The 6,650-nt window shown below is 51.3% G+C and carries 5 protein-coding genes; all 5 read left to right on the forward strand.

All coding sequences use genetic code 11. The features are described from left to right. Window positions 1–166: 166 nt before the first annotated feature. The 5 genes from AM231_RS00715 (at window position 167) to AM231_RS00735 (ending at window position 6,410) form a co-directional block, all read left to right on the forward strand. Window positions 167–748, forward strand: coding sequence for a TetR/AcrR family transcriptional regulator (locus tag AM231_RS00715; protein ID WP_054400863.1), 582 nt, complete (start codon window positions 167–169; stop codon window positions 746–748). Window positions 749–786: 38 nt separating this feature from the next. Continuing rightward, window positions 787–2,076 carry a cytosine permease gene (locus AM231_RS00720; RefSeq protein ID WP_054400864.1) on the forward strand — a complete coding sequence of 430 codons (1,290 nt, stop codon included), beginning with the start codon at window positions 787–789 and terminating at the stop codon, window positions 2,074–2,076. Between the two features lie 4 nt (window positions 2,077–2,080). Beyond that, the gene (locus AM231_RS00725) at window positions 2,081–3,196 is read left to right on the forward strand and encodes a DUF917 domain-containing protein (protein WP_054400865.1); all 1,116 of its coding nucleotides are present in this window, start codon (window positions 2,081–2,083) and stop codon (window positions 3,194–3,196) included. Continuing rightward, window positions 3,193–4,770 carry an ROK family protein gene (locus AM231_RS00730; protein ID WP_054400866.1) on the forward strand — a complete coding sequence of 526 codons (1,578 nt, stop codon included), beginning with the start codon at window positions 3,193–3,195 and terminating at the stop codon, window positions 4,768–4,770. Before AM231_RS00725 ends, AM231_RS00730 begins: the two co-directional genes overlap by 4 nt. A gap of 473 nt (window positions 4,771–5,243) precedes the next feature. Beyond that, window positions 5,244–6,410 (forward strand): DUF4317 domain-containing protein, encoded by a 1,167-nt coding sequence (locus tag AM231_RS00735; protein ID WP_054400867.1) that lies wholly within the window; start codon window positions 5,244–5,246, stop codon window positions 6,408–6,410. The last annotated feature ends 240 nt before the right edge of the window (window positions 6,411–6,650 follow it).

Raw genomic sequence — 6,650 nt, forward strand, 5'->3', positions numbered from 1 at the left:
CTTTTTGGTATGGGGATTTCCCCCTTAGTATATCGTCCTGCTTAAATGTTGAACGTATAAAGATGCGAAGGCAAATTGCCAGAGTAGTAAAACTGATTGATTTTTATGCAAATAGTTGTATAATCTACTTAATTAACGTTAATTAAATGACGAAAAGGGGATGAATATGACCAGAACAAAGCTGAAAGAGGCTGCGCTGAGCTTATTCGGACAGAAGGGCTACGACGGTACGGCATTATCGGAAATTGCGAAGGAGGTCGGCGTCAAAACACCGGCAATCTACGCCTTTTTCGAGAGCAAGGAAGATCTGTTCATGACGGTCTTCGAAGAATCGATGAGTGCCTATAACGAATATATCCAAGCGATGGCAGAAACCAGCAAAGGAATGAGTACGGAGAAAAAATTGCATGCACTGCTGCTTCGCCAATACGATTTCCATCGGGACAAGCGGGAGCTTGCCGTATTTGCCTTCCGGTACTTAATTTTCCCACCGGATTTCTTGCTGGAACGGATGCAGGAGGCATTTGGACGTTTTGATACATTGCTCAGCAGCATTATCAGCGAGATCATGCAGGAAGGTCTGGATCGCGGTGAATTGGCCAGCGTTCCGCTGGAGATGCTGGTGGATTCGTATCTCACCTTGATGGACGGACTGGGCACGCAATATTACTACTATAAATCGCCGGAGCTGTTCGAACGGAAACTGAAACATGCCTTTGAGATGTTCTGGAGATCCGTCGAAGCTTAGGCAATCAACAAGATTGTACAGAAAGCAGAGGGTGGAACATGAGCAACGATACAAAAATAGAAGATTACGAACGGGAACCTGTACCCCAGCATTTGCGAAAATCATGGCTCTCAATGGCATTCGTCTGGATTGCGATTGGCATCGACTTGTCCGCGATGTTTCTGGGTGCAGAGCTCGGCGCGGGCATGAGCATCGGCGACTCGCTTACGGCGGTCGTTGTCGGTTCTGCTATATTGGGTATAATCGGGGCTGTCTGCGCATATGTGGGAGCTAAAACGGGCTTGTCGACGGCCATGATCAGCAGGTTTCTGTTTGGGAACAAAGGGGCGCTCATCGTCTCGGTCATTCTCGGCATTTCATCGCTGGGCTGGTTCGGCGTTCAGGTTGGCTTCTTCGCTTCCAACTTCCAGACCGCGTTAAACGAGATATGGGGTTGGTATTGGTCTCTCTCGGTACTGTCGATCATTGGCGGACTTCTCATGATGTCCACGGCGATCTGGGGCTACAGGGCGATTGAAAAATTAAGCGTCTGGTCGGTACCGCTGCTCGTCGTGTTTATTATTATCGCGCTGGTTATGGCGCTTAACGGGGAAGGCGGAAGCACCGTCTGGGCACCGTTCGAGGGTGAGGCTGTGCCGATGGGGACGGCGATTTCGCTGGTCATCGGTATCTTTATCCTTGGAACGGCGCTGTCCCCTGACATCGCGCGCTGGGCCAAAACGCCAAAGCACGCGGTTACTGCAGCATTTATCGGTTTCTTTGTCGGCAACAGCTTCATGACAATTATTGCGATCTTCTTGTCTCGCTCGATGGATTCCGATGATCTGACGGGCATTCTTCTGACGCTCGGACTCGGTATTCCGGCGATCATCGTGCTGACATTGGCACAATGGACGACCAATACGAACAACTTATATTCCGCGGGGCTGGGTTTCTCCGTCGTATTCAAACGGGTGCCTAAATCCGTGATCACGATTATTGCAGGTTTAATTGCCACGGCACTTGCTTGCTTTGGGATTTATGACCGTTTCATGACGTTCCTGACGTACATTACGATGCTTGTCGCACCGCTGGGCGGCATTTATACGGCTGAGTATTTGTTGGTGAACAAAAATAGATTCTCGTTTGACGGGCTGGACAGCAACCGAAGCTGGATTCCACGCTCTATCGTCGTGTGGGTCATCGCCACGTTCTTCGGGTTTATGACCACGATGGCTCCGGATGGGCTCGGATGGTTCGAGGTGACGCAGGTTCCGGCGCTGGACAGCTTCTTGATAGCATTTATCGTACAAGCAATCATAGGCAAATGGGTAGTAAAGAAGGGATGAAAGCATGAATAAGGCAACCAGATTAACAGAGTTGGATGAACAGGCAATTGAGTATATCGCGATCGGAGCAGCGGTGCTTGGCACGGGCGGCGGTGGAGATCCTCATGTCGGAAAATTGATGGCAATGGAGGCGATCCGCAAGTTTGGCCCGGTTCGAATCGCCCAGCTTGAAGAGCTTGATGATGAAGGGCTTATCGTGCCGGTATCAATGATCGGAGCACCAACGGTAATGCTGGAGAAAATTCCTTCGGCAGACCAGCTGACCAAACCGCTTGATCTGATGGAGAGAGAACTTGGCCGCAAGGTGGATGCTGTTATGCCGATCGAGGTCGGCGGTGGCAACTCGCTCGTTCCGGTGATTGCGGCGGCACAGCGCGGAATTCCGCTCGTCGATGCCGATGCGATGGGGCGTGCGTTTCCCGAATCGCAGATGGTGACGTTCCATCTGGAAGGCATTCCGTGCAGCCCGGTGGCGATGGCGGACGAGCGCGGCAACAGCGCGCTGATGCATACGATTGATGGTGTGTGGGAAGAACGGATGGCGCGCGCGTTGACGGTGGAGATGGGGGGTTCTGCCTCCATCTGCGATTATCCGGTATCCGGCGCGCAGGTGAAGCAGAGTGCGATCGGCGGCACGCTGACGCTCGCCTATGAGATTGGGCGGACGCTGTTCGAAGCGAAGAAGCAGAAGCTGAATCCTGTGCGTGAGCTGCTCACGAAGCTAAGCGGCTATGCACTGTTCCATGGCAAGGCTGTAGATATCCGTCGGCGCATGGACGGCGGTTTTACGCGCGGCGAAGCGGTATTCGAAGGTACCGGTGAGAACAAGGGGAAATCGTTGCGACTGTTTTTCCAGAATGAGTTCCTGCTCGCCACCGTTGATGATCAACCACTCGCCATTACACCTGACCTTATTACGCTATTGGATCAGGATACGGGTATGCCGGTGACAACGGAAAACTTGAAGTATGGTGCCCGGGTGACGGTAGCAGGTTTGCCGTGTGATGACAAATGGCGCACACCAATAGGCATTGAGACGGCCGGGCCGAGATATTTCGGTTATGACTTTGATTATGTGCCAATCGAGACGTTGGCTGCGAAAGGAGGTGCGGTGAAATGACCGAGCTTACAACAGCAAACTCAAACCAGATTTACCGCATCGGCATTGATGTCGGGGGGACGAATACGGACGCTGCCCTGCTGGATTCAAACTTGCACTGTGTGCATAAGGTGAAGGTACACACAACGACTGATGTAAATGAAGGCATTGTGGAGGCCGTTCGCCTGCTGCTGCAGGAAAGCGGCGTAAATGGCTCAGACATTCGCTACGCGATGCTCGGCACCACGCATTGCACCAATGCGATCGTGGAGCGCAAGCATCTTGGCCGGGTCGGCCTGATTCGTATCGGCGCTCCGGCGACAACGGCGGTTCCGCCGCTGGCCGGCTGGGACCCATCGCTGCGTGCTGTAATTGGGCCGCATAGCTATATCGCCTCTGGCGGTTATGAGTATGACGGCCGCACGATTGCGAATCTGGACGAAGAAGAGATCGCCGAACTATGCCGCCGGATGAGCGGAGAAGTCGACGCGGTAGCCGTGTGCGGGGTATTTGCTCCGGTGAACCGTGAGCAGGAGAAGCGGGTTGGAGAGATCGTGCGCGAAGTGTTAGGTTCGGACATGCCGGTTACCTACTCCAGCGAGATTGGCAGCATCGGTCTGCTCGAGCGGGAGAATGCATCCGTGCTGAACGCGGCACTGCTGCAAGTCATTGCAGGCGTGGTGCGCGGCTTTAAGGAAGCGCTGGATGGCTTCGGTATCCATGCACAGCTGTATATTTGCCAGAATGACGGTACGTTGATGAAGAGCGAATATGCACTCCGATACCCGATTCTGACGATTGCGTGCGGACCGACGAATTCGATTCGGGGCGCGGCGCATTTGTCCGGGCTGAGTGACGCGCTGGTTGTCGATATCGGCGGCACGACAACGGATATCGGCGTGCTCGTGCAAGGCTTCCCGCGCCAGTCGTCGGCAGCGGTGGAGATCGGTGGCATTCGCACGAATTTCCGGATGCCAGACATTCTGTCTATTGGTCTCGGCGGCGGCACGATCGTCCGGTTGGACGATGCAGGCAGTGTAACGGTTGGCCCGGACAGCGTGGGTTACGAGTTGATGACACGTGGCCTCATCTTTGGCGGGGATACGATGACGACAACGGACGTAGCTGTGAAGCTGGGACGTGCCGTATGGCCTGGCACAAACGCGGATACCGTGGACGAAGCTGCATGTGGTAAAGCGGATGCCGTCATGCAGCAAAGTCTGGAGGATGCCATTGACCGGATGAAAACGAGTGCTGACCCAGTCGATGTTATTCTGGTCGGCGGCGGCAGTTTGCTGGTGCCAGAGACACTGGCAGGGGCAAGCCGAATTATCCGGCCAGACAACTATGATGCGGCGAACGCGATCGGTGCAGCACTGGGAGAGGTTAGCGGCGAGTCGGAGCGGATCTATTCGCTGGACGACTGGAGCTATGACGATGTCATCCGTGATGCGAAGGAGAGCGCTATAAACGAGGCAACTGCAGCTGGCGCGAATCCGGAGACTGTACAGATTGTGTCCGTAGAGGACATTCCGATTGCGTATTTGCCTGGCAATGCACTGCTTGTGAAAGTGAAAGCTGCGGGTAAGCTGTAACGCGCAAGACAATCACCTCGCTCGGTAGCATTAGCGACTACATGAGATGTGTACTCGTATAATCGGTGCTCGGCAGTGAAGGGCGCGGGACCAAATGAACATGAAAAATAGCGGTGCGGAGGCAATTCCGTACCGCTATTTTTTATTTTGTGACCTATACTTTTATGGCGACCTTGGATAGAGACAAGCTGAAGATTTAGAGCGATAACCAAGTGGATTGGCTTCTGTTTTTTTGATATTTTCATGATGTTATGGGTCCGTGATAAGGAAAATATACACTGTGAAGTAAGATGTTGATTTCAAGGGGATGTACTCGACTCGGGTATCCAAATATGCCACAATAGAGGACCAGGTGCACAGGAGAACTAATCCTGGCCACAGCCATGCAAGCCGCAAAACTCGCTAACAAATTTACGTTCCAATAATTTATACTTAATAAGCCAGAATATATCTAAGGAGCTGCCGAAGCCGATATGAACAAAAAAGAAGTCGCACATATACGTAAGCAATTTAAGCTAGATAACGATTTGATGAATATTTACGATATTCTTAACGTGTACATTATGAAGGAAACGAAAGAGATTTATCACTGGGAACGGCATCCCTTTGAGTTAGTGGACCGGGAGAAGCAGGAGCTGTACATGGGTAATTTCAAAAAGCTGCTGACTGGTGAATTGGATCATAAGCTGTTTGAGCTAAAGTTTCAGAAGGATGCGGAAGATCCTTCACAGGTGCTGCTGCACCAAGCTTTGTTGACCGGAGATCCGGAGGAATGGCAGGACCTGATGCTGCTGTTAGTGGAAAAAATGATGGCAGAGACCAACTATGAACGGGATACGGTCGTTACGTTCGTACGCGGACAGTACTACCGGCCAACGAAGGCGAGGAATGAGGAAGCCGAGGAGACTGGGAAAGACGAAGTGTTTGGACATCCGTTCATTCTATGTAGTGTGAACTCTACGGAGAAGCAGCGGAAGGCTCTCTTGTTTGACTATGTAGAGAGAGAGTATAAGTACAATATCATTGTCGATCCGATTATCAAGCTCAGTACCCCTGAGCAAGGGTTCTTTTATCCCAGTGTGACGGACAATTATTCCGACGTGAACCGGATTCTATATTGTACAGGGAAATCGAATGATCCGAATCAGTATTTCATCGAACAGGTCTTGAATGCCGAAAGAAACATGACGGCACTTGAGGAGAGAGCGATCTTCGAAGATATCGTGAGGGAAGTGGCGGGTGAACAACTCGACGCGACTACGATCGGGATGGTGTATGAGGAAATACATCAGATCATCGAAACCAACCAGGAGGAGGAAGAACCTCCGAAGCTGGATTATAAAGATTTGGAGCAAGTGCTGACGGTAAGCGGTGTAGAGAATGTGACAGCTGAAAAAGTGGAACGAGCATTTGAGACGATTATCGACGATAGGAATTATGAACTGAAGGCCAACAGCGTAATGCCGAAATTTACGTCGAAATCAATTAAGATCAATACGAAAGTCGCTACGATTTCGGTCAGCCCACAAGATCTAAAGTATGTGAAACAGGTGAATTATCAAGGAAGAAGATGCATCATGATTGAGGTTGACGAAGATGCGGTAATTGAAGGCTTTACCCTCGCTACAGAGAATTTGTAGACTCTTTGTTGCTGCTGGTTGTTGGAGTGGCGGTCTTTAGATTAGTTTTGAAAACTATGTGTTGAATCCCATGTGGTGGATCGCCGCTGCGGTTGGCAAGAAAGCTGAACAAGAAAGACTATCCATTCGCATAGATTGCTGGAATCATAAGGGCTATCCTTAAAGTGAACTGCACCCCGTCAAGTAGACAGCACAAATATTAAAAGCTACGAAGCGGCCTTTGTCCTGAATTTCATTGGA

Source organism: Paenibacillus solani (assembly GCF_001277345.1).
In the GTDB taxonomy this organism is placed as follows: Bacteria; Bacillota; Bacilli; order Paenibacillales; family Paenibacillaceae; genus Paenibacillus_AQ; species Paenibacillus_AQ solani.

What these genes read in the sequence shown, in the direction of transcription:
- AM231_RS00715 (WP_054400863.1), top strand. Translation starts at nt 167, where the DNA reads ATGACCAGAACAAAGCTGAAAGAGGCTGCGCTGAGCTTATTCGGACAG.
- AM231_RS00720 (WP_054400864.1), top strand. Translation starts at nt 787, where the DNA reads ATGAGCAACGATACAAAAATAGAAGATTACGAACGGGAACCTGTACCC.
- AM231_RS00725 (WP_054400865.1), top strand. Translation starts at nt 2,081, where the DNA reads ATGAATAAGGCAACCAGATTAACAGAGTTGGATGAACAGGCAATTGAG.
- AM231_RS00730 (WP_054400866.1), top strand. Translation starts at nt 3,193, where the DNA reads ATGACCGAGCTTACAACAGCAAACTCAAACCAGATTTACCGCATCGGC.
- AM231_RS00735 (WP_054400867.1), top strand. Translation starts at nt 5,244, where the DNA reads ATGAACAAAAAAGAAGTCGCACATATACGTAAGCAATTTAAGCTAGAT.